This window comes from Streptomyces sp. NPDC044002, assembly GCF_056434525.1.
This window is the reverse complement of the sequence record NZ_JBWKEZ010000042.1, coordinates 57,075-77,564: the sequence shown is the minus strand read 5'-3', so window position 1 is coordinate 77,564 and position 20,490 is coordinate 57,075. Positions and strand designations below refer to the sequence as shown.

The following is a 20,490-nucleotide window of genomic DNA, read 5'->3' as shown; positions in this document are numbered from 1 at the left end:
GGTCCCCTACCCGCCCTTCCACCGTTCCCAGGGGCTCCGCCCCTGACCCCGTTCGCCTCAAACGCCGGCGGGGCTATCTATAGCCCCGCCGGCGTTTGAGGCGCGGGGGTCCGGGGGCGGAGCCCCCTGGGGGCACCTCCCAGCGGTAGCTGGGGGAGGAACGGGCGAAGGGTGGGGCGGGGAGTGGGCCGCGCAGCGGTACCACCGGCCCGCCGGCGCAGCCACCGGCTAGCGCCGCTCCAGGCGGGCCGCGCGGCCCTTTTCGCCCGCCGCCCAACAGCCCCCGTCGGCCGCGCAGTCGACGGTGTCGAACGACCCCGCCTCCAGCGGCCGCCAGGTCCGCCCCGCGTCCGTGGTGACGTCCGTGCCGGTCGGGCCGACCGCGAGGGCGGTGCCGTGACCGTACGGGTACCAGGCCGCGCCCGAGCGGTAGGCCGGCGGCGGGGTCTCGGCCTGGGTCCAGCTGCGGCCCGCGTCGCCGGAGCGGGCCGCCGCCCGCGGCGAGGGCTGGCCGGTGCGGTAGTCGCCGCCGACCGCGAGGCCCGTCGTACGGTCGCGGAAGGCCAGGGCGAACACCCCGCGCGCCGGGTCCCCGCCCGGCACGGTGGAGTCGGCGACCCGCCAGGTCAGGCCCCGGTCGGCGGAGTGCAGCACCCGCGCCGTCGGGCCCCCGCCGGTGGCCAGCCACACGTCCCGCGGCCCGGAGGCCGTCAGGCACTGCCCGCTCGCCGCGAATCCGGCCTCGCCGGGCAGCGCCGGCGGCATCCCGGCGTCCGGCAGCACCCGCCAGCTGCGCCCGCCGTCGTCGGTGGCCAGGAGGCGGAACTTCCCGTCGACGGGGTCGCTCACGGCCAGCCCGTGGCGGGAGTCGAAGAAGGTCAGGCAGTCGTAGAAGGCCCGCGGATCGGTGTTGCGGAAGGCCTCGGTCCAGGTCGCGCCGCCGTCCTCGGTGCGCAGGACGCGGGAGGCCTCGCCCTCGCCGATGGACAGCGCGACCGCCCGCCGTCCGTCGAAGGCCTCGATGTCGCGCAGTTCCAGCCCTTCGGCCACCGCCGCGGGGGGCGAGACGTCCCGCCAGCTGCGGCCGCCGTCCCCGGTGCGCAGGACCCGCCCCTTGGATCCCGCGAGCCAGGCCGTACCACGGCTGACGGCGGCCAGGCCGCGGAAGCGGACGGCGTCGGCGGCCGCCTGCCCGGTGTCCTTGACCGCCCATCCGGCGCCCCGTAAGCCCGGCGCCTCCCCGCTGTCCGCCTGCGCAGGCGCCACGGCGGTGGCGACCAGCAGGGCCGCCGCGCACATGCCAACTCCCAGAAGTCTCATGGCGCGGGAAGCTAACGCACCCCACAGGCCCCGTCCAGGGTGCCTCCACCCGCCCCTGGGGCCCCTTCCGCATCCGCTTACGCCTGCGGAGCGATCGAATACCGGACGTATTGGAATCGCCTCGCGGGGTGCGCCGCCCTCCCGGCGCCCTTTGACCGCACGTCACCACCGCTCACTCTGTGCGATCACACGGATGAGATCGCGCCAATCGGTGACACAGCTCACGTCATCCGCCATGCACGGATTTGCCGATTCCGGCGTCTATCCGGTTGCCGGGCTCCACCCCACAGCCCGACAGCAGATCCGCCGCAAGGGAGCGAGCCTTGATCACTGTCATCGAGCAGGCCGTGCAGGCCCGACTGATCGCCACCGCACCGAAGGTCGAGACCGTCCCCGTCACCCTCTGCTACGACCGCTCGGATCCCTTCGCCGTCCGCATGGCCTTCCCCGCCCTGGCCACGCTCGAAGGCGTGGAGGTGTCCTGGACCTTCGCCCGCGAGCTGCTGATGTCCGGGCTGCGCCATCCGTCCGGGTGCGGCGACGTGCGGGTGCGGCCATACGACGGGGACCGGACCACGGTCGAGTTCCACGCACCCGAGGGCGTGGCGATCGTCCTGATGACCACGGCCGAGCTCCAGCGCTTCCTCGAACGCACCTCCGCGCTCGTGCCGCCGGGCCTGGAACACCGCTATCTCGACATGGACCACAGTCTCGACGAGCTGATGCGCGGCTCCTGCTGATTAATTCGTTTGCGGGCGGCCCCGGGCCGCCCGTAGCTTCGTGAAGGCCTTGTAGTCGCCGAAACGGAGTAGGACATTGCTCTTCTGAGGTCCGAGACACCGACCCCCTCACCCACCCGCCGCATCCCGTGGCTCCCGTGGCAGTCGGCCGTCTCACCACGTTGCACGCACCAACCAAGCAACCTGGAGGCCTCCATGAGCCATGCCCCTGTTTTCGCCACCTGCACCGCCCTCTCCTTCGACTGGCCCGACGGCAGCCCCGTCCTCGACGGGTTCGACCTGACCGTCGGGCCCGGCCGGACCGGCCTGGTCGGCCTCAACGGCTGTGGGAAGTCCACCCTGTTGAAGCTCCTCGCCGGCGCGCTGACCCCGACCTCGGGGCAGGTCTCGGTCGCCGGGACCATCGGCTACCTCCCGCAGGACGCCACGCTCGACACCGCCCTGCGGGTGGACGAGGCGCTCGGTATCCGCACCGCCCGCGAGGCCCTGCACGCCATCGAGGCCGGTGAGGCCACCGAGGCCAACTTCACCGCCATCGGCGACGACTGGGACGTGGAGGAGCGGGCCCTCGCCGTCCTCGACCAGCTCGGCCTCGCCGGAGTCGGCCTGGACCGGACCGTCGGCGAGCTGTCGGGCGGCCAGTGCGTCCTGCTCCGGCTGGCGGCGCTGCTGCTCGCCCGGCCGGACGTACTGCTCCTCGACGAGCCCACCAACAACCTGGACCTGCGGGCCCGGCGCCGCCTGTACGCGGCCGTCGAGTCCTGGTCCGGGGTGATGGTGCTGGTCAGCCACGACCGGGAGCTGCTGGAGCGGGTCGACCAGATCGCCGACCTCCGCGAGGGCGAAGTCCGCTGGTACGGCGGCAACTTCAGCGACTACGAGCGGCTGCTGGCGGCCGAGCAGGAGTCCGCCGAGCGGATGGTCCGGGTCGCCGAGGCCGACGTGCAGCGCCAGAAGCGCGAACTGGCCGACGCCCAGGTCAAATTGGCCCGCCGCAAGCGGTACGGCCAGAAGATGTACGAGAACAAGCGCGAGCCGAAGATCGTCATGGGGGCCCGCAAGCGCGCCGCCCAGGAGTCGGCGGGCAAGCACCGCATCATGCACGCCGAGAAACTGGCGGACGCCAGGGAGCGGCTGGACCAGGCCGTCGAAGCGGTGCGTGACGACGCCGAGATCCGCGTCCGGCTGCCCGCCACCCAGGTCCCGCCGGGGCGGCAGGTGCTCACCCTGAGCGATCTGCACCTGGCCCACGGCGGCGCGCGGATCGCGGGCGAGTGGGAGGTGCGCGGTCCGGAGCGGATCGCGCTGGTCGGCGCGAACGGCTCCGGCAAGACGACCCTGCTGCGGACCGTCGCCGGCCTGCTGCCACCCGCGTCCGGGGAGGCGGTGACCCACGTCCCGGCCCGGTTCCTGCCGCAGCGGCTGGACGTGCTGGACGACGAGCGCTCGGTGGTGGAGAACGTGGCGCGGTTCGCCCCGCACGCCACGAACAACGTGATCCGGGCGCGGCTCGCGCACTTCCTGTTCCGGGGCGCCCGGGCGGACCGGCCGGCCGGCACCCTGTCGGGCGGCGAGCGCTTCCGGGCGACGCTGGCGGCGCTGCTGCTGGCCGAGCCGGCTCCTCAGCTGCTGATGCTGGACGAGCCGACGAACAACCTGGACCTGGCGAGCGTGCGGCAGCTCGGCGCGGCCCTGGAGTCCTACGAGGGCGCGCTGCTGGTGGCCAGCCACGACGTGCCGTTCCTGGAGTCGATCGGCATCACGCGCTGGCTGGTGCTCGACGGCGGCGCGCTGCGGCCGACCTCCGCCGAAGAGGTACGGGAGTCAACGGGGCAGTAGCACCCAGGACCCGCCCCGGCACTCCTCGCTCCCCGCGGGCGAGGAGTGCCGGGGCCGCCGGTCGCAGGGGCGATCCGCGGGGCGTCGTAGCACCGGCGGAGTCCGAGCACCGTCCCCGCGCCGGGCGTGAAGCGGTCGGCGCACGCCACCGGCTCGGAGGCGGCGAGGGCCGCGGGGGCGGCCGGCTCGGCCAGTCCGTGCCGGCCGAGCAGGGACCGCACCGCGGAGCAGGGGCACACAGCGTGGCGGTCCGCGCCGTCAAGGCGGTGCCGCGGACCACCTTCCGGCGTGATTCTCACCCCCGTGGAGCAGCCCTGCACCCTCTCAAACTGCATAGATAACCGGATGTAGCCGGACAGAACGATGGCCGGGGCTTGGCGCTCCTTGATGTCGCGCTTAACCTACGACTCCGTAGGCTACGGAACCGTAGGTAATTCGCTTTGTCCCCAGGAGCACCCGTGACGATCACCTCTCCCCACCTCGGCAGCTCGGAGGCGTGGACCGACGCCAAGCTGCTGTACGCGCTGGAAGAGGTGGTCGAGAAGGAGCTCAACCGCCATCTGAAGGTCACCAAGGACTGGATGCCCCACGAGTACGTGCCGTGGAGCGACGGCCGTAACTTCCCCGGCTTCTTCGAGGACGGCGAGGCCTGGGACCCCCAGCAGTCCAAGGTCACCGACATCGGCAAGATCGCCCTGGTCGTGAACCTGCTGACCGAGGACAACCTGCCCAGCTACCACCACGAGATCGCGACCCTTTTCGGCCGCAACGGCGCGTGGGGTACCTGGGTGCACCGCTGGACCGCCGAGGAGGGCCGCCACGGCATCGTGATGCGCGACTACCTGCTCGCCTCGCGCGCCGTGGACCCGGACAAGCTGGAAGCGTTCCGCATGCAGCACATGTCGGAGGGCTTCGAGTCGGACAACAGCCACTCGATGCTGCACTCGGTCGCGTACGTCGCCTTCCAGGAGCTGGCGACCCGCATCTCGCACCGCAACACCGGCCACCAGTCCGGTGACCCGGTCTGCGACCGGATGCTCGCCCGCATCGCGCAGGACGAGAACCTGCACATGATCTTCTACCGCAACCTGCTGGCGGCGGCCTTCGAGATCGCCCCCGACCTGACGATGCAGGCCGTGCGGGACGTCGTCGTCAACTTCCGGATGCCCGGACACGGCATGCCCGGCTTCGAGCGGATGGCCGCACAGATGGCGATCGGCGGGGTCTACAACCTGCGGATCCACCACGACGACGTGCTGAGCCCCGTGATCCGCTTCCTCAAGATCATGGACATCGAGGACCTGGGTCCGGAGGGCCAGAAGGCCCAGGAGGAGCTCGGGCTCTTCATGAACGGTCTGGACGCCGAGGCCCGCAAGTTCGACGAGCGCCTCGCCGCGCGCGCCGCGCGCATGGCCGCCCGCAAGGGCTGAACCGCCACCCGGAACCCCCGGCCCCGCCGGGGGTTCCGCCATGTCCGGCCGGCGTGCGGCAGGCCGCCCGGCGCGGCTGCCCCCGCCCGGCTGCCCCCGCCGGACTGCCTCCCGTCAGGCGCGCGGGCGCAGGGCGGAACGCTCCGCCTCCGACAGGCCGCCCCACACGCCGAAGCGCTCGTCGTTCGCGAGCGCGTACTCCAGGCACGCCGCCCTGCCCTCGCACGCCCCGCAGAGCCGCTTCGCGTCCTGGAGCGAGGACCCCGGCTCCGGGAAGAAGAAGCTCGGGCCGGTCTGGGCGCACAGGGCCTGGTCGTACCAGGCGGGGGCGGCAATGGAGTTCATCGACATGCGCCGATCGTGGACCGGCGGGATGGACGTCCGATCAACACCTGATCAACAGCGGGGCTCAGGCCACCGTGAAGACGGCGCCCGGGTCGGCGTGCTCGACGGGGCCCGCGAAGCGGGTCGCGGCGCGGGCCACCGCCTGTCCGGGGCCGAGGGCGCGGCCGACGTGGGTGACGATCAGGCGGGCCGCCCCCGCGGCTGCGGCCGTGTCGCCGGCGTCCTCAGGGGTGTGGTGGACCGGCTGCTCCCCGTCGGCGGGAGGCCGGTCGCTCTCCGCCTCGCACAGCAGGACGTCGCAGCCCTCGGCCAGCCGCGTCAGGGCGGGGCAGGGCGCCGTGTCCCCGGAGTAGACCAGGGAGCCGCCGCCGTCCGCGTCGACGCGGACGGCGAAGGCCGGGATGCCGTGCGCGACGGCCCGGCTGGTCAGGGTGAGGGAGCCGACCCGTACCCGGTGGCCGTCGTGGAGTTCGTGGACGGCGAAGGCGGCCTCGACGGGGCTGCGGGTGGCGCCGTTGGTGAGGAAGCCGGCCAGCCGGTCGGCGGTGCCCGGGGGGCCGTACAGGGGGATGGGCGCGGGCAGCCGGATGTCGGCGTAGAGGGCGGCGTAGTAGGCGGTGAGCAGGTCGGCGCTGTGGTCGGCGTGCAGGTGGGAGAGCCAGATCGCGTCCAGGCCGTCCAGCCGGACGTACCGCTGCAGCTGCGCCAGCGTGCCGCTGCCCGCGTCCACCCACACCCGGGTGGCGCCGTCGGCCACGAGGTAGCCGGAGCAGGGGTTGTCCACGCTCGCGTAGGGGGTCGCGGAACCGAGGACGGTGAGCCGGAGGAGGTCGCTGGTCATCCGGTGAGTCTAGGACCGCGCATTAGGGTGAAGATCATGGAAGAGATTCAGTTCGTACGGGGCGAGCCGGAGCGGCGGGCCGCCCAGGGGGACGTCGCGTACCTGCGGGAACTGGGGGCGCGGCTCGCCGACGGGTACGAGGACGCCACGCGGCGGGCGCGTACGTACCAGGAGCAGCTGGCGCGTGTCGTGCGGGTGCTGGCGCTCACCCCGGGCCGGGAGAGCCTGGCCGAACTGATGCGGCTCATCGACGGGAAGCGGCTCCCCTCGTATCCGCGCGAGCTGGCCTCGCTCCTCGCCGAGCACCAGCGGCCCGCCGATCTCGCCGCCGCCGTCTTCCGCCGCCCCGGCTCGTGGACACCGTACGAACTCGAAGCCTGCCTCTTCCACGAACTGCTGCTGCGGGGCGTGGACGTGCGGGACTTCCCGCCGCCGCCCTCCTCGCACACCCTGTCCTGGCTTCCCGTACGGCGCCGCGACTTCGAGGCGGGCGCCCGGTTCCCGGTCCGCTCCCTCGACGGCGGGACCGGCGGATCCGCAACGGCCATGCCCACCGAGGGGCGCGTCGACCCGCCGGTGCCCCGCACCACCGAGCGGTCGGCCCTGCGGAACGCGGTCACCGTCGAGGAGCACGAGGCCATCCTCAGCGCCCCGCACAGCGGCGACTGGGGGGACTGCGGCGCCTGGGTCTTCCCGCTGGACGAGGCCCTCGCACCCAAGCGGGTGCCCGCCCTGCTGCCGGCACTGCCCATGCCCTGCACCGACGTCGGGGCCACGGCCCGCTTCGAAGTCGCGCTCAGACCGCTGGACGACATCTGGCGGCTGCTCTTCGCTGCCGCCTCGATGGGCGGGGTGTGCGCGGGGGGCGTGGGCGGAGCCTGGGGGCGGATGTGGGCATGGCGCTCGATGGCCGCCCTCAGCGGGTCCCCGGCCGGCGCCGACGCCGAGGAGGTGGAGCGCCGGGCCCGCGAGACCACCTGGTTCCGCTTCGAGGCCGACTCCGGCTGGTTCTGCAACGAGGTCGCCGCCGACTTCGGCATCGCGGCCCTCTCCCCCGACCGCCGCCGCCTGGCCGTCCTCGCGGCGACGGACACCGACTAGCCGGAGCACGCGCCGGGCCGCTCCAGCCAGCGGGCCAGTACGGCGAAGTCCGCGTCCGTCAGTCCCGTCCGGGGGTCGACGCGGTGCAGGAGCGCGGGGGCGGGGTGGTGGGCGGCGGCCCAGGCACGGTCGGCGGGGGTGATCTCGTCGTCGGCCCAGACGAACGGCCGCCCGCCGGCCCGTTCCAGGAGGGTGCGGGTCTTCCAGTGCAGGCCGTCCCGGCCCTCGGCGTCGGAGGGCTCCGGCCAGTCCACCACCGGCAGGCGCGGCAGGCCCAGGCGCGGGGAGAGCGTCTCGTTCGCCTCGTCCGACCAGGTCGTCGCCCACACCAGCTCGCACGGCAGGGCCAGCAGCCGGGGCCCGAGACCGGGGTCGAGCCTGGCGAGCAGGGGGTTCCCGGGGCCTGCGGTCGTGGGGTAGCCGGTTCCGCCGAAGGGGATCAGCGGGCCGTCCACGTCGAGGAAGAGCAGGGGCAGCGGGGCGGGGACGGCGTCCATGCCGCCAGGCTAGTTCCCGTCGCCCCTGTCAGGCCAAGGATTGCCCGCGCTGCGGGTTCGGCGCCGGGCCGGGCGTCAGTCCTCGTGTCTGGCGCGGCTCGGCTGGACGCGTTTCGGTTCGCCCGGCATCTTCGGGTAGTCCGGCGGGTACGGCATGTCGCCCAGGCCGTGGTCGTGTTCGTCGCGGGCCGCGAGTTCCAGTACGGGGTCCAGGCTGAAGGCGTGGTCGTCCATGTCGGCGTGCAGGTCGCCCAGTTCGGCGAAGCGGGCCGGCATCGTCACGATGTCGAAGTCGCGCGGTTCCGCGTCGTCCACCTCGTCCCAGCGCAGCGGCGCCGAGACCGGGGCGTGCGGGCGGGGGCGGACGGAGTAGGCCGAGGCGATGGTCCGGTCGCGCGCCGTCTGGTTGTAGTCGACGAAGATCCGCTCGCCGCGTTCCTCCTTCCACCAGGCCGTGGTGACCTTGCCCGGCATCCGCCGCTCCAGCTCCCGGCCCAGGGCGATGGCGCAGCGGCGGACCTCGGTGAAGGTCCAGCGCGGGGCGATCGGGACGAAGACGTGCAGGCCGCGGCCGCCCGAGGTCTTGGGCCAGCCGCGCAGGCCCAGCTCGTCCAGCAGCGCCCGCAGTTCGTGGGCCGCCGCCACCGCGTGGTGGTAGTCGGTGCCGGGCTGCGGGTCGAGGTCGATGCGGAGTTCGTCCGGCCGGTCGGTGTCCTCGCGGCGCACCGGCCAGGGGTGGAAGGTCAGGCAGCCCAGGTTGGCGGCCCACAGGACGGCGGCCGGCTCGGTCGGGCAGATCTCGTCGGCCGTGCGGCCGCTGGGGAAGGCGATGTGCGCGGTGGGGATCCAGTCGGGCAGGTTCTTCGGGGCCCGCTTCTGGAAGAAGGACTCCCCCTCCACTCCGTCCGGGTACCGCTCCAGGGTGGTGGGGCGGTCGCGCAGAGCGCGGGTGATCCCGCCGGCGACGGCCAGGTAGTACTCGGCGACGTCCCGCTTGGTGAGGCCGCGCTCCGGGAAGTACACCTTGTCCGGGCTGGACAGGCGTACCGCCCGCCCGCCCGCGTCGAGCTCGATCGCACCACCCGCGCTACCGCCCATGGGCGCCACGGTAGGCGGGTGCGGGCGGACCCGCACACCGAGCGGGCCCGGACGTACCACCGCAGAATCGGGGGCATGGACCTGCCGGTGATGCCGCCCGTGAAGCCGATGCTCGCCAAGGCCGTGAAGAAGATCCCGCCCGGGATGCAGTACGAGGCCAAGTGGGACGGCTTCCGGGCGATCGTGCACCGCGACGGGGCCGAGGTGGAGGTCGGCAGCCGTACCGGCAAGAGCCTGACCAGGTACTTCCCCGAGCTGGTGGCGGCGTTGAAGGAGAACCTGCCGGCCCGCTGCGTGGTCGACGGGGAGATCGTCGTCGTGCACGGCGGGCGGCTCGACTTCGACCGGCTGAGCGAGCGGATCCACCCGGCCGCCTCCCGGGTGAAACTGCTCGCCGGGACGAAGCCGGCCAGCTTCGTCGCCTTCGACCTGCTCGCGCTCGGCGACGAGTCCCTCCTCGACGCCCCGCTCGCCGAGCGCCGCAGCGCCCTCGTCCACGTCCTTTCCACGGCCCGGCCCCCCATCCACCTCGCGCCCGCCACCACCGATCCCGCGCTCGCGCGGGAGTGGTTCGAGCGGTTCGAGGGCGCCGGGCTCGACGGGGTCGTCGCGAAACCCCTCGATCTCCCCTACCGGCCCGACGCCCGCCTCATGTTCAAGATCAAGCACGAGCGTACGGCGGACGTCGTCGTCGCCGGTTTCCGTTTCCACAAGAGCGGTCCGATCATCGGATCGCTGCTGCTCGGCCTGTACGACGGCCACGGCGCCCTCCAGCACGTGGGCGTCTGCGCCGCCTTCCCGATGAAGCGCCGGGCAGAGCTCGTCGAGGAGCTCGAACCCCTGCGCATGCCGGACCCGGCGGGCCATCCCTGGGCCGCCTGGGCCGAGGAGGCGGCCCACGAGACCGCCCGGCTGCCGGGCGCGCAGAGCCGCTGGACGGGGAAGAAGGACCTGTCCTGGGTCCCGCTGCGCCCCGAGCGGGTCTGCGAGGTGCGGTACGACCACATGGAGGGCGACCGCTTCCGGCACACCGCGCAGTTCGCGCGCTGGCGCCCGGACCGGACGCCGGAGAGCTGTACATACGCCCAGCTGGAGGAGGTCGTCGGCTACGACCTGGCCGAGGTGCTGGGCGGCACGGGCTGAGCGGCGGTGTCGGCGTGGTCCTGTACCTTCGGGAAACGGCTCGGCTCCGGACGGAGCGGCCCGAGATTCCCGGGGGGAAGAGATGGACGACGGAGGCAGCCACTTCTACGCGGTGACCATCAAGGTCCAGCGTGAGACCTATTGGGGCGAATACGGGGCGGCGGGATCCGTCACCCCGTACGAGGGCGCCACCACCCTCGGCGTGTACCGCCAGGTCGTGCAGGACCTCCTGAGGGCACGGGGGCTCCCCGAGGACACGGACTACCTGCCGGTGTCCTTCAAGCTCCTGCCCAACGACCCCAACAGGATCTGACCCGGCCTGTCCCGGTCCCGGTGCCGGTGCCACCGCCGGTCCGGGTGAGCTCCTCCCATGCCGCCCGGTCCGGGCCAACGGCATTCGGCGTCCAGTCCGGACGGGCGGCGAGCCAGCGCGCCACCCGCGCCCGGACCCCGGGATCCGCGTAGGCGCGCTCGGGCGGCTCGGCCAGGTGCCGGACCCTGGCCCGGGCCCGCATCACCTCCGGGTCCTCCAGCGCGCACTCGAACAGCGCGGCCGCCTCCCGCGCCCGGCCCGCCACGCCACCCCCGGGACCGGCCCCCGCCGCGAGCCGCTCCCCGACCGCCGCGTCGGCGCCGACCTGGAGGTCGAACCAGGGCTTCAGGGTGCGCAGCGCCCAGCCGTGGTAGGCGGCGGCGAAGCCGTAGGAGCCCGGGTCCCGGTGGGCCGTCCGGGCCACCCGGTCGGCGGCCCACAGCGCGAGCGAAGTCCCCTGCCCCAGGGTGGGGTTGGTGTGGGTGAGCGCGTCGCCGACCGGCACCATCCCGGTCGCCACCGGGCCCCGCCCGTCGGCCAGCGGGCTCCACCGGTTGTCCAGGCCCGCGGTCGCCAGCACCCCCGACAGCGGCTCGGCGCCCAGCCCGAGCCAGGCCGCGCCGGGCGGGAAGGCCCGCGCGGCGGCCTCGAACACGGCCGGGTCCCGCAGGGCGGCGCGGGTGGGGTCCCCGGTGTGCGCGAACACCGTGACGGCGAAGACCCGGTTGTCGGACGGGAAGACCGCGCAGCCCGCGAAGGCGCCGCCGGTCACCGTCCACGGCCGGCGCGGCCCCTCGTCCGTCCCGTCGGGCAGCCGGTACCAGCGGCAGAAGTACGCCAGGCCGGTGCGGTGCCGCTCGACGGGGGCCGGGCGGCAGCCGGCGGCGGCCGCCAGGCCGGCGGAGCCGCCGCGCCGGCCGGCCGCGTCCACCACGAGGTCGCCCCGGTACGCGCCGCCCGGGGTGGCAACCCCGGCGACCCGGACCCACGACACCACCCCGGCCGCCCCGGCCGCCCCCACCGCCCCAGCCGCCCCGGTACCCCCAGCCGCCCCGCCCCCCTCGGCCCGCATCAGGCCGACGACGGGCTCCCCGTACCGCACCACCACGCCCGGCTCCGCCCGCACGGCGGTGGCCAGCGCGCTCTCCAGCACGATCCGCCGGGCCTGGATCATGACCAGGTCCTCGTCGCCCGGGCGCGCGGGCGGCCGCACCTCGAACCAGTCCAGCTCGTGCCGTTCGCGGGCGCCGAGCCGGATCATCTCGGCGTGCACGTCGGGCAGTTCGTCCCGCAGCAGCCGGCGGGCGGCGCCGAGCAGGACGTGCGGCTGCGCCGCCTGCGGTACGCCCGGGCGGCTCCAGCCGAAGAAGTCCCGGTCGAGGGCGGTGCCCGGGGCGCGGGTGTCGCGTTCGAAGACCTCGGCGGTGTGCCCCCGGCGGGCCGCGAGGAGGGCGGTCGCGAGCCCGGCGATCCCTCCGCCGATGACCAGCAGATGTGCCATGGCTACCCCCGAACCGGCGTCCCGTACGACGATCTGACCGCCCAGAGCCTGCGCGTGCGGGCCCCGGCCGAAACTCGTACATCCGTCCGAGGGTCCCGGCGGGGAGGAGCTCCGCCCCACCGGCGAAGATGACCCCATGGCCAGCGAACACGAGAACGCACCCGGCGCCGGATCCCGCTCCGAAGGCTCCCCGCCCGCCCGCGCCGTCGCCGGGATCCACGCGACCGTCGGGGTCGGGCTGATCGTCGTCGGCCCCGACGGCCGGGTCCTGCTCGGCCAGGCCCACGACGGGAACTGGGAGCTGCCCGGCGGCAAGGTGGACCCCGGGGAGCGTTTCGAGGAGACCGCCGCCCGCGAGCTGACGGAGGAGACCTCCCTGCGGGCCGGCCCCGGGGACGTCGAGCTGCTCGCCGTCCAGCTGTCCGCGGACCCCGAGCCGCCTACCCGCCTGACGGTGGCCGCCCTCACCCGTTCGGCCGAGGGCACCCCGGCCGTCACCGAGCCGCACAAGATCGCCCGCTGGCAGTGGTTCGCCCCGGAGGAGATCCCCGGCGCCCTCTACCCGCCTTCGGCGGCCGTCCTGCGCGTCTGGCGCCCCGACCTCACGGCCCTGCCGCCCGTCCCCTCGCACGACTACCCCGCCGGGGCCACGCGCGGGGACTAGGCCGTCTCTTCCGGATCTTGCTCCCCCAGCTACCGCTGGGAGGTGCCCCCAGACCCGCGCCGCCCGGCACCGCACCTCGCCGCGTTGGCGGAGCACCCGAGTACGTCCAGTACAAGGGCGCCCCGCCAACGCGCCGATGCACGGCACCTGGGGGCCCCTCCCAGCGGTAGCCGGGGGAGACGCGGGCTTAACCGGCAAGATCCGAAAGAGACGGCCTAAGCGGTGCGCCGGGGCGCGAAGTTGCCCTCGCCCAGGTCCTCGGCCAGCAGCCGCTTGGCGATGGCGTCCGCCGCCGCCCGCAGCTCCTCGCTGCGCGGGCGGCCGCGGTCCTGCTCCAGCCGGTCGCCCAGCCAGTCCGCCCAGGCCCGGGAGATCACCGCGGCTTCGCGCTCGCCCGCCCGGGTGTGGGCGAAGAAGCCGTTCTGCCGCGTCAGGAAGCCCTCCTCCACCATCCGGTCGAAGACGGGCAGCAGCACCTCCGGCGGCAGCGACAGCCGCGACGCGATCAGCCCCAGGCTGGCGTGCCCCACGGTCCGGGTCATCAGGTCCACCTGCATCACCGCCCACGCCCCCGCCATGTCCAGGCGCGTGTCGGAGGCGTGGACGATGGCCCGCGCCGTGTCGGGCCCCATGTTCCGCACGAGCTTGCCGACCGCCAGCTCCAGCAGCTTGGCCGAGTCCCCCGAGGCCGTGGCGGGGGAGGCGAAGCCGTCGCCGATGTCGGTCGAGCCGGCCCGGGCGCTGTCGCGCAGCCGGACCTGCTTGAGGAACAGGGCGACGACGAAGCCCACGACGGCCACCGGCACCGTCCACAGGAACACGGTGTGCAGGGCGTCGGCGTACGCGTCGATGACCGGGCCCGCCGCGGCCGGGTCGAGCCCGTGCACCCCCTGCGGGCTCTGCGCGGCGGCGGTGAGGCGTGCCGGGTCGGTGCCGGTGGCGCGGGCCGCCTCGGCGACCCCGGCCCTCAGTTCGGGCTCCAGGCTGTTGGCGTAGATGGTGCCGAAGACGGCGGTCCCGAAGGAGCTGCCGAGCGTACGGAAGAAGGTGACTCCGGAGGTCGCCGTGCCGAGGTCGGCGTAGTCCACGGTGTTCTGCACGGCGATGGTGAGCACCTGCATGCACAGGCCGATGCCGGCGCCGAGCACGAACATGTACAGGGACTCCAGCCAGGCGCCGGTGCCGGGCCCCATCAGCGACAGCAGGTAGAGGCCGGCGCCCATGACCGCGCAGCCGACGATGGGGTAGATCCGGTACCGGCCGGTCTTGGAGGTGGCGTTGCCGCTGAAGACGGACGCGATGAGCAGGCCGATGACCAGCGGCAGGGTCCGTACGCCGGACAGGGTGGCGGAGTCCCCGTCCACGTACTGGAGGTAGGTCGGCAGGAAGGTCATCGCGCCGAGCATGGCGAAGCCGACGACGAAGCTGAGGACGGAGCAGACCGTGAAGACGGGGTTGCGGAAGAGCCGCATGGGCAGCATCGGTTCGGCTGCCCGGGTCTCCACCAGGCAGAACAGTGCGAGGGCCAGCGCGCCGCCCGCGAACAGGCCGATGATCACCGGCGAGCTCCAGGCGTACTCGTTGCCGCCCCAGCTGGTGGCCAGGATCAGGGCGCTGGATCCGGCGGCGACGAGGGCGATGCCTAGGTAGTCGATGGCGGGCCGGCCGGCGGCGCGCACCGAGGGGATGGTGCGGGCGGCGGCCGCGACGACGAGGACGGCGACGGGGACGTTGACGTAGAAGGCCCAGCGCCAGCTGAGGTGGTCGGTGAACAGGCCGCCCAGCAGTGGTCCGATGACGGTGGCGACGCCGAAGACGGCGCCGATGGCGCCCTGGTACTTGCCGCGTTCGCGCAGCGGGACGACGTCGGCGATCAGCGCCATGGAGGTGACCATCAGGCCGCCGGCGCCGATGCCCTGGAGGCCGCGCCACAGGATGAGCAGGGTCATGTTGCCGGCGAGGCCGCACAGGAACGAGCCCGTGATGAAGACGACCGCGGAGATCTGAAAGATGATCTTCCGGCCGAAGAGGTCGCCGAACTTGCCGACGAGGACGGTCGCGACGGTTTCGGCGAGCAGGTAGGCGGTCACCACCCAGGCCATGTGGGCCGCGCCGCCGAGGTCCGCGACGATGGTGGGCAGGGCGGTGCCCACGATCGTCTGGTCGAGCGCGGCCAGCAGCACGCCCAGCATGATCGTGCCGAAGACGACGTTGCGCCGCCGCCGGTCCAGCACGGGGGGCGCCGCGGCGACGGCGGCGGGGGCAGTGGTCACATCTCGCACTCTCACAGCGCCCCCACCGCGGCGCATGCCGCAAGCCGCCGTACGGGTGAAACCACGGACCCGGCGGCGGCGGAGGGCGTCAGCGCAGGTGGGCCAGGCCCGGGTGCTCCGCCGCGTACCCGTCCAGCAGCCGCCGGGCCACCGCCACCGAGTCCACCAGCGGGTGCAGCGCGAAGGCCTTCACCGCGTCGGCGCGGGAGCCGCTCGCGGCGGCGGCCAGGACCGCCCGCTCGGCCGCCTTCACGGAGGTGACCAGACCCACCGCGTGCAGCGGCAGCGGGGCCACCGACACCGGGTGGGCGCCGTTCGCGTCGACCAGGCAGGGCACCTCGATGACCGCCTCCGGGTCCAGTACGGACAGGGTGGCGCCGTTGCGGACGTTGAGGATCAGCGTGGCCCGCTCGTCCCGGGCGATGGCCCGCATCAGGGCGAGCGCGACCTTCTCGTAGCCGCCGGACTCCAGGTCGCTCTCCTCGCGCTCCCCGACGCCGGCCACCTCGCGGTTCTCCGACATGTACGTGGCCTCGCGCTCGGCCCGGGTCCGGTCCCAGGCCGCCAGCGCCGCCCCGGCGGGCTGCCCCGGCCGGCCGGCCTCGGCGTAGAAGCCGCGCTGCTGGTCGCGGAGGAAGGCGCCGCGGGTCTGCTTCGCCTCCTGGTAGGCGCGTACCGTGTCGCGGTTGAAGTAGTAGTAGTGCAGGTACTCGTTGGGGATCGCGCCGAGCGAGCGCAGCCAGTCGGCGCCGAAGAGGCGCCCCTCCTCGAAGGACTCCAGGGCCTCGGGGTCGGCCAGCAGCCGGGGCAGTTCGTCGCGCCCGCCGATCCGCAGGCCGCGCACCCAGCCCAGGTGGTTGAGGCCGACGTAGTCGATCCAGGCCTCGCCGGGCCGGGCGCCGAGCAGCCGGGCGATCCGGCGGCCGAGCCCGACGGGCGAGTCGCAGATGCCGATGACCCGGTCGCCCAGCTCCTCGGCCATGGCCTCGGTGACCACCCCGGCGGGGTTGGTGAAGTTGATGACCCAGGCGTCCGGGGCGATACGGGCGGTCCTGCGCGCGATCTCCCGGGCCACCGGCACGGTCCGCAGGCCGTACGCGATCCCGCCCGCGCCCACCGTCTCCTGGCCGAGAACTCCCTCGGCCAGCGCGATCCGCTCGTCCGCGGCACGGCCCTCCAGGCCGCCGACGCGGATGGCCGAGAAGACGAAGTCGGCTCCGCGCAGGGCCTCGTCCAGGTCCCCGGTGGCGGTGACGGCCGGGGCGTCCGCCGCCCCGGAGGCCGCGGCCTGGTCCGCGAGGACCCGGGCCATGGCCGTGAGCCGGGCGGGATCCTCGTCGTAGAGGGTCACATGGGATACCCGGCCCTCGGCGCGGTCCGCCAGCAGGGCCCCGTAGACGAGCGGGACGCGGAATCCGCCCCCGCCGAGAATGGTCAACCGCATGCCATTTCCGCCCTTCCGCCGTCGTGGCCGCGGCCACGGCCCGGGGCTGCCCCGGGCACGGGCGAAGCCACGGCTCCGGCGGCACCGCCCCGGTGCCACGATCCGTGGCATCCGCGCGGTGTCGCGGATCGTGGCATCCGCAGGCACCGAACCAGGCAGTCGGTATGGCACCGTGCCACCGACCCCGCCCCGGCACGGGCCGTGGCGCGTGCTTCAGGGGACCAGTCTCCCCCGCGGCGTCACTCCCCCAGCGGCGGCACGGCCCGCAGGCGCGCGCCCTGCTGCTGCGGGAAGCCCGCTCCGCCGCGCACCGGACCGGCCGGCAGACCCTGCGGGGCCGAGAGCACGAGGGTGATCCGGGTGAGGCCCATTCCCTCCAGCATTCGGCTGGATTCCGCCACCATCCGGCACCGCACCAGACCCCAGCCGGGGTCGGGATGGCGCACCGTCCGCACCGCGCCGTCCAGTTCGGCGGCGGCCTCCCCGTGGGTGGTCAGCCAGTGCGGGACCCCGTAGCGGTAGGCGGCCTCCATGAACGGGTCCCGGGCCACCTCCTGACGGATGCTCCGCAGCCCCTCGTCCTCCGGGGCCTCGGCCAGGGCGGTCGCGAACCGGGCCAGCAGCGGCACGCACCAGGCCGGTTCGTGGTCCTCCAGCACGGCCGCGGCGTCCGGGTGGAACAGCACGAAGCGCAGGAAGTTGTCGTCCGGCAGGGCCGTCGGGTGGGGGCGGACCGACTGGAACAGCCGGTCGAAGGCCGAATTGGTGAGGGCCACGTCCCAGCGGTGGTCCACCAGGAAGCTCGGGTAGGGCACGGCCTCCATGAGGGCCGCGTAGTCGACGAGGTAGTCGCGCTGGGCCGGGTCCTGGGGCAGCCGGTTCTCCTCGGCCGCGCGCCAGGTGGGCGGCGGGTCCCGGTCGACCATGACCCGGAACAGCCAGAAGCACTGCCGCTCGCTCATCTCCAAGGCCTCGGCCAGGGCGAGGAGTTTGCGGTCCGTCCACTCCTTGACGAGCCCGCGTTCCCAATTCCCGTACGCGCGCACGCTGATGCGCAACCGCGACGCGACGTCCTCCTGGCTCAGGCCCAGTTCTTCGCGGCGCTGGCGCAAAATCTCCTTGCGCCGCTCCGTTCGCACTGCGCCGCGGGGCTCTTCGCCCGCCAGGCGCTCCTCACCGGCTCGGACGAGGCCATCAGACGGGCCCACCGCTGCGAGATGTGGCACCGAGAGCTCCCCCTCCTCAACGGTCTGGATCTTCATTTCCGTGTGGCGATCCTGCTACCGACTTCATTCGAGTGTCAACTATTGTGGCAATTCCAGCCGAGCGACAGCTCATTCCCGCCACAGCTGTGGCAAGTTCTGGCTCTCCCAAAACAAACCGGATAGATTCCTCTAGGCCGACCACGTGCCCACTGACCTCGCGCGATCTAGGAGAACCACTGGTGACAGACGGCTTCCCGGCTCCCGTCGCGGTGGCCAACGCGCCCCTGGCAGCAACCGTCACGCGGGTCGCCGAACTGGCGAACAAAATGGGCCGCGACCCGAACCAGGTCTTCGACCTCCGCCGGCTCTCCGAGGCGTCCGGGGTTCCCACCGACGTGATCAGGACCCTGCTCGACGGCCGGCGGGCGGGCGAGCCCGATCTGCAGGCGCGTTTCCTCCAGCGCCTGGACCTGCTCCGGCGGACCCGGGTCAAACCCAACGGGCGCCGCTACACGCAGCAGGAGATCGCCGACGGCGCCGGCATGTCCCGGCAGCAGGCAGGCGCCCTGATCAACGGCGACCGGCGGCCCACGATGGAGCACTGCGACGCCATCCAGCGGTTCTTCGGCGTACACGCGGGCTTCCTCACCGCCCATGACGCCGACGCCCTCACGGACGCCCTCCAGCGCACGGAGCAGCAGCTGCTCCAGGACTTCGCCGGGCGCGAGCGGCAGACCGTACCGGCGGAGGCGGCTTCGGCGGGCGATCCGCTGGCAAGACTCCTGCAGAACCACGGCGTACGGGGCATCGCCTGGCGCGCCGCCCAACTGCCCAGCGACAAGCACCGGGACAAGGTGACCGAATGGCTGGACATGCTTCTCGAAAGCGTCAAACCGAACGAATCATGACCCAGTCGAAAGTCTGGATCTGATCCTTGAGTCCTGATCCGGATCCGCGCCGACGGGGAGAACGGTGAGCATAGGCAGAGCGCAGCGGCGGTTGTGCGCGGAGCTGGTGTCCGGCATCAAGCTGGCCGCCCCCGTGCAACCACTGGACCTCTACGCCGCCCTCTGCGAGGGCATGAGCAGGCACCGCGGCCGCCCGGTGGAGTTCCGGATGGCCGCGTTCCCGCAGGGGACCGCGAGCGGCCTCTGGCTCGACATGGCGGACCGGGACCTGGTGGTCATCGAGGAGCGCACCGCGCCCGACCACCAGCTCGTGATCCTCGGCCACGAGCTGTGGCACATGAAGGCCGGCCACTGCAGCCACCACGTCGACGGCGCCGCCGTGGCCGCCCGCCTGCTGACCGACGCCGCCGACCTCGGCGAGACGGTCCGCAGCGTCGCCGCCCGCACCCGTGCCGACGTCCAGGAGGAGACGGAGGCCGAGAGCTTCGGCCTCCTGCTGGGCAGCCGCTGTCGCACCTGGCTGGCCGGTTCGGCGGGCCACCGGCCACCGGCCCAGCGGGACGAGCTGGCCGGCCGGATCGAGACCTCGCTCGGCTACCGGGGGCGCAGGAACGACCGTTGAGCGGACCGGACTACTACATCCCGGCTGCCGCGATGGCAGTGGCCCTCGTGTGCAAGCTGCCGGCGCTGCGCACCAACGGGCGCGATCCGCTCCTGCGGTCCGTCTTCGTCCTGCTCCTGCTCGGCGGCTCGGTGTTCACCTTCGCCGCCCCGCCCACCATCGCCGCCGTCAACCGCTGGACCGGCGTCCCCAACATCTCCGCCCCGCTCGTCTACTGCCTGATGACCGCCTTCAGCGCCTCCTGCCTCGTCCTGATGTTCAATTGGCGCGGCGGCCCGGCGGAGGAGATCCGGCGCACCTCGCAGCGCTGGATCGCGGGCTACTCCGTGGTCATCGTGGCCATCGTCGTCCTCTTCGCGCTCGGCGACGCCCCCGTCGAGCGGCTGCGGGACTTCGACACCTACTACGCGAACACGCCCTACATCCGGCTGATGATCACGGCGTACCTGCTGGCGCACAACGCCGCCGTGCTGATGATGGTGTCGATGTGCTGGCGCTGGTCCCTTCGGGTCGGCGGCTGGCTCCGGGCCGGACTGGTGATCATCGTCGCCGGGTACACCATCAGCCTCGCCTACGACGCGTCCAAGATGTCCGCCGTCGCCGCCCGCTGGCTGGGCCACGACCTGGACTACCTCAGCACCTACCTCGCCCCGCCGCTGGCCGCCTTCGCCGCCCTCGTCAGCTCCGTGGGCTTCGTACTGCCGCTGGTGTGCCAGCGCGTGTCGGACAGCTGGCGCACCTGGAGCACCTACCGCCACCTCGGCGCCCTGTGGCACGAGGTGCAGAGCACCGTGCCCCGCGGCACGCCCTGCGTGCGGATGTCCTGGTGGTCCCCGGCCGCGATCCGGGTGATCCAGCGGGAGTCCGACATCCACGACGGCTTCCTGCGCCTGGGCCCCGCCTTCGACCGGCACCACCGCGACACCGCCTACGAACGGGCCCGCGCGGCCGGGGCGAACGAGGAGACTGCCCGCGCCGTCGCGGACGCGGCGATGGTGGTGGCCGCCGTACGGGCCACCGCCGCCGCGCCGGAGGGGGCCGGGAGCGGCGACGAGGAGCGGGTGGCGCTGCTGGCCGACGGGCCGCGCGACCTCGTCCGGATCTCGCACGCCCTGCGGCACTCGCCGCTCGTGGCCGCCGTACGGCGGCAGGAGGCCCCGGCGGGCTGAGCCCGCCGGGACCCGGCCGCCACGCGGGCCGCCCCGT

19 protein-coding genes are annotated in these 20,490 nt (G+C 73.7%); 10 read left to right on the top strand and 9 right to left on the bottom strand.

The annotated features are described in order from the left end of the window. Window positions 1–228: 228 nt before the first annotated feature. A complete protein-coding gene (locus AC07A6_RS27425) occupies window positions 229–1,299 on the bottom strand; it encodes a WD40/YVTN/BNR-like repeat-containing protein (protein ID WP_478778921.1) in 1,071 nt (356 codons plus the stop codon). A 344-nt stretch (window positions 1,300–1,643) separates the two neighbouring features. On the opposite strand from AC07A6_RS27425, the gene ssgD reads away from it, so the two are divergent. The 3 genes from ssgD to AC07A6_RS27410 all read left to right on the top strand — a co-directional run bounded on the left by ssgD (window position 1,644) and on the right by AC07A6_RS27410 (window position 5,329). Further along, on the top strand, window positions 1,644–2,060 hold the full coding sequence (ssgD, locus tag AC07A6_RS27420; protein WP_007267557.1) for a spore wall synthesis regulator SsgD: 417 nt from the start codon (window positions 1,644–1,646) through the stop codon (window positions 2,058–2,060). A 195-nt stretch (window positions 2,061–2,255) separates the two neighbouring features. Then, window positions 2,256–3,899 (top strand): ABC-F family ATP-binding cassette domain-containing protein, encoded by a 1,644-nt coding sequence (locus AC07A6_RS27415; protein WP_478778918.1) that lies wholly within the window; start codon window positions 2,256–2,258, stop codon window positions 3,897–3,899. A 458-nt stretch (window positions 3,900–4,357) separates the two neighbouring features. Beyond that, on the top strand, window positions 4,358–5,329 hold the full coding sequence (locus tag AC07A6_RS27410; protein ID WP_362466795.1) for an acyl-ACP desaturase: 972 nt from the start codon (window positions 4,358–4,360) through the stop codon (window positions 5,327–5,329). Window positions 5,330–5,443: 114 nt separating this feature from the next. Here the strand turns inward: AC07A6_RS27410 and AC07A6_RS27405 are convergent, their stop codons facing one another. Both AC07A6_RS27405 and AC07A6_RS27400 read right to left on the bottom strand, forming a co-directional pair. Beyond that, entirely contained in the window at window positions 5,444–5,680 is a 237-nt protein-coding gene (locus AC07A6_RS27405) for a WhiB family transcriptional regulator (RefSeq protein WP_362466797.1), read from the bottom strand. 58 nt (window positions 5,681–5,738) lie between these two features. Continuing rightward, the gene (locus AC07A6_RS27400) at window positions 5,739–6,515 is read right to left on the bottom strand and encodes an MBL fold metallo-hydrolase (protein WP_478778917.1); all 777 of its coding nucleotides are present in this window, start codon (window positions 6,513–6,515) and stop codon (window positions 5,739–5,741) included. A 36-nt stretch (window positions 6,516–6,551) separates the two neighbouring features. Between AC07A6_RS27400 and AC07A6_RS27395 the strand changes: the two genes are divergently transcribed. Then, window positions 6,552–7,616 carry a DUF6183 family protein gene (locus AC07A6_RS27395; RefSeq protein ID WP_478778916.1) on the top strand — a complete coding sequence of 355 codons (1,065 nt, stop codon included), beginning with the start codon at window positions 6,552–6,554 and terminating at the stop codon, window positions 7,614–7,616. On the opposite strand, the gene AC07A6_RS27390 is transcribed toward AC07A6_RS27395, so the two are convergent. Together AC07A6_RS27390 and ligD are read right to left on the bottom strand one after the other, a co-directional pair. After that, window positions 7,613–8,113 carry an HAD domain-containing protein gene (locus AC07A6_RS27390; protein ID WP_478778915.1) on the bottom strand — a complete coding sequence of 167 codons (501 nt, stop codon included), beginning with the start codon at window positions 8,111–8,113 and terminating at the stop codon, window positions 7,613–7,615. The two genes, AC07A6_RS27395 and AC07A6_RS27390, sit on opposite strands and share 4 nt — an antisense overlap. Window positions 8,114–8,188: 75 nt before the next feature. Further along, window positions 8,189–9,211 carry a non-homologous end-joining DNA ligase gene (ligD, locus tag AC07A6_RS27385; RefSeq protein WP_386273611.1) on the bottom strand — a complete coding sequence of 341 codons (1,023 nt, stop codon included), beginning with the start codon at window positions 9,209–9,211 and terminating at the stop codon, window positions 8,189–8,191. Between the two features lie 75 nt (window positions 9,212–9,286). On the opposite strand from ligD, the gene AC07A6_RS27380 reads away from it, so the two are divergent. Further along, a complete protein-coding gene (locus AC07A6_RS27380) occupies window positions 9,287–10,354 on the top strand; it encodes an ATP-dependent DNA ligase (RefSeq protein ID WP_478778914.1) in 1,068 nt (355 codons plus the stop codon). Window positions 10,355–10,436: 82 nt separating this feature from the next. Next, complete coding sequence (locus tag AC07A6_RS27375; RefSeq protein ID WP_478778913.1) at window positions 10,437–10,667, top strand: hypothetical protein; 231 nt, start codon at window positions 10,437–10,439, stop codon at window positions 10,665–10,667. On the opposite strand, the gene AC07A6_RS27370 is transcribed toward AC07A6_RS27375, so the two are convergent. After that, complete coding sequence (locus AC07A6_RS27370) at window positions 10,633–12,168, bottom strand: FAD-dependent oxidoreductase (protein WP_478778912.1); 1,536 nt, start codon at window positions 12,166–12,168, stop codon at window positions 10,633–10,635. The two genes, AC07A6_RS27375 and AC07A6_RS27370, sit on opposite strands and share 35 nt — an antisense overlap. 136 nt (window positions 12,169–12,304) lie before the next feature. Between AC07A6_RS27370 and AC07A6_RS27365 the strand changes: the two genes are divergently transcribed. Next, window positions 12,305–12,832 (top strand): nucleotide triphosphate diphosphatase NUDT15, encoded by a 528-nt coding sequence (locus tag AC07A6_RS27365; RefSeq protein WP_478778911.1) that lies wholly within the window; start codon window positions 12,305–12,307, stop codon window positions 12,830–12,832. A 215-nt stretch (window positions 12,833–13,047) separates the two neighbouring features. Here the strand turns inward: AC07A6_RS27365 and AC07A6_RS27360 are convergent, their stop codons facing one another. The 3 genes from AC07A6_RS27360 to AC07A6_RS27350 form a co-directional block, all read right to left on the bottom strand. Further along, on the bottom strand, window positions 13,048–15,141 hold the full coding sequence (locus tag AC07A6_RS27360; RefSeq protein ID WP_478778910.1) for an MDR family MFS transporter: 2,094 nt from the start codon (window positions 15,139–15,141) through the stop codon (window positions 13,048–13,050). Window positions 15,142–15,193: 52 nt separating this feature from the next. Further along, a complete protein-coding gene (locus AC07A6_RS27355) occupies window positions 15,194–16,549 on the bottom strand; it encodes a 6-phospho-beta-glucosidase (RefSeq protein WP_362466815.1) in 1,356 nt (451 codons plus the stop codon). A 239-nt stretch (window positions 16,550–16,788) separates the two neighbouring features. Further along, entirely contained in the window at window positions 16,789–17,661 is an 873-nt protein-coding gene (locus AC07A6_RS27350; RefSeq protein ID WP_362466817.1) for an MmyB family transcriptional regulator, read from the bottom strand. 332 nt (window positions 17,662–17,993) lie between these two features. Here AC07A6_RS27350 and AC07A6_RS27345 point away from each other — a divergent pair, with 332 nt between their 5' ends. From AC07A6_RS27345 to AC07A6_RS27335, 3 genes are all read left to right on the top strand, one after another. Next, the gene (locus tag AC07A6_RS27345; protein WP_125818527.1) at window positions 17,994–18,662 is read left to right on the top strand and encodes a helix-turn-helix domain-containing protein; all 669 of its coding nucleotides are present in this window, start codon (window positions 17,994–17,996) and stop codon (window positions 18,660–18,662) included. Between the two features lie 64 nt (window positions 18,663–18,726). After that, the gene (locus tag AC07A6_RS27340) at window positions 18,727–19,284 is read left to right on the top strand and encodes a toxin-antitoxin system, toxin component (RefSeq protein WP_164720989.1); all 558 of its coding nucleotides are present in this window, start codon (window positions 18,727–18,729) and stop codon (window positions 19,282–19,284) included. Beyond that, window positions 19,281–20,453 (top strand): MAB_1171c family putative transporter, encoded by a 1,173-nt coding sequence (locus AC07A6_RS27335; protein WP_478778909.1) that lies wholly within the window; start codon window positions 19,281–19,283, stop codon window positions 20,451–20,453. Before AC07A6_RS27340 ends, AC07A6_RS27335 begins: the two co-directional genes overlap by 4 nt. Window positions 20,454–20,490 lie beyond the last annotated feature (37 nt).

Excerpts from the sequence above, each read along its gene's own strand:
- AC07A6_RS27425 (WP_478778921.1), bottom strand. The coding sequence starts at position 1,299 with ATGTGCGCGGCGGCCCTGCTGGTCGCCACCGCCGTGGCGCCTGCGCAG.
- AC07A6_RS27415 (WP_478778918.1), top strand. The coding sequence starts at position 2,256 with ATGAGCCATGCCCCTGTTTTCGCCACCTGCACCGCCCTCTCCTTCGAC.
- AC07A6_RS27405 (WP_362466797.1), bottom strand. The coding sequence starts at position 5,680 with ATGTCGATGAACTCCATTGCCGCCCCCGCCTGGTACGACCAGGCCCTG.
- AC07A6_RS27400 (WP_478778917.1), bottom strand. The coding sequence starts at position 6,515 with ATGACCAGCGACCTCCTCCGGCTCACCGTCCTCGGTTCCGCGACCCCC.
- AC07A6_RS27395 (WP_478778916.1), top strand. The coding sequence starts at position 6,552 with ATGGAAGAGATTCAGTTCGTACGGGGCGAGCCGGAGCGGCGGGCCGCC.
- AC07A6_RS27390 (WP_478778915.1), bottom strand. The coding sequence starts at position 8,113 with ATGGACGCCGTCCCCGCCCCGCTGCCCCTGCTCTTCCTCGACGTGGAC.
- ligD (WP_386273611.1), bottom strand. The coding sequence starts at position 9,211 with ATGGGCGGTAGCGCGGGTGGTGCGATCGAGCTCGACGCGGGCGGGCGG.
- AC07A6_RS27380 (WP_478778914.1), top strand. The coding sequence starts at position 9,287 with ATGGACCTGCCGGTGATGCCGCCCGTGAAGCCGATGCTCGCCAAGGCC.
- AC07A6_RS27375 (WP_478778913.1), top strand. The coding sequence starts at position 10,437 with ATGGACGACGGAGGCAGCCACTTCTACGCGGTGACCATCAAGGTCCAG.
- AC07A6_RS27370 (WP_478778912.1), bottom strand. The coding sequence starts at position 12,168 with ATGGCACATCTGCTGGTCATCGGCGGAGGGATCGCCGGGCTCGCGACC.
- AC07A6_RS27365 (WP_478778911.1), top strand. The coding sequence starts at position 12,305 with ATGGCCAGCGAACACGAGAACGCACCCGGCGCCGGATCCCGCTCCGAA.
- AC07A6_RS27360 (WP_478778910.1), bottom strand. The coding sequence starts at position 15,141 with ATGCGCCGCGGTGGGGGCGCTGTGAGAGTGCGAGATGTGACCACTGCC.
- AC07A6_RS27355 (WP_362466815.1), bottom strand. The coding sequence starts at position 16,549 with ATGCGGTTGACCATTCTCGGCGGGGGCGGATTCCGCGTCCCGCTCGTC.